The sequence below is a fragment of the Bacillus sp. LR--39 genome (genome assembly GCF_053613335.1).
The window spans coordinates 1-730 of the sequence record NZ_JBSIOT010000822.1; the positions used below are offsets into that span (position 1 = coordinate 1).

At 50.5% G+C, this 730-nt stretch carries 1 protein-coding gene and 1 pseudogene; both read right to left on the reverse strand.

Annotated features, from left to right (window positions below):
* Positions 1-534 (reverse strand): annotated as a pseudogene (locus tag ACWHAR_RS26765) (excinuclease ABC subunit UvrA); the annotation flags it as partial.
* Positions 535-541: 7 nt separating this feature from the next.
* Positions 542-730, reverse strand: a 189-nt coding sequence (locus ACWHAR_RS26770) for a UvrB/UvrC motif-containing protein (RefSeq protein WP_452088388.1), incomplete at its 5' end; no start/stop codon positions are given.

Here is a 730-nt window from a genome sequence, read left to right on the forward strand (position 1 = left end):
TCTCACATAGCCTTGTTTTCTGATTTGTTCGAGCACTTTCACGTGCGATCCTTTTCTTCCCGAGACGATCGGCGCAAGCACCTGGATCTTCGTCCGCTCGGGATAATCCAAAATTCTGTCCGTCATCTGTTCGATCGTTTGCGAGGTAATTTCAATGCCGTGAACAGGGCAAACCGGCTTTCCGATTCTGGCAAACAGCAGCCGGAGATAATCGTAGATTTCCGTCACCGTTCCGACTGTCGACCGGGGGTTCCGGCTCGTTGTTTTCTGATCGATGCTGATCGCCGGCGACAGGCCTTCAATCGCATCGACGTCGGGTTTGTCCATCTGTCCTAAAAACTGGCGGGCATATGCGGAGAGAGACTCGACATAGCGCCGCTGCCCCTCTGCATATATCGTATCGAACGCAAGGGATGATTTCCCTGATCCCGAAAGACCTGTCAAAACGACAAGCTGATCCCTCGGAATAGAGACATCGATATTTTTCAGGTTATGGGCCCTTGCACCTTTCACCTCAATTCGTTTCGTTGCCATTTTCTATTCATCCTTCCGATTTTAACTCTAGGAGCAAGTCGCGAAGCTCGGCGGCGCGTTCAAAGTCAAGCGCTTTTGCCGCTTCCTTCATGTCGCTTTCCATTTGAGCGATCACTTTTTCCCGCTCTTTCTTCGTCATCTTCGAAAGCTTCGGCTCCTCTTTCACTTGATATTCTTCCTGGTCTTCAGCAGCATG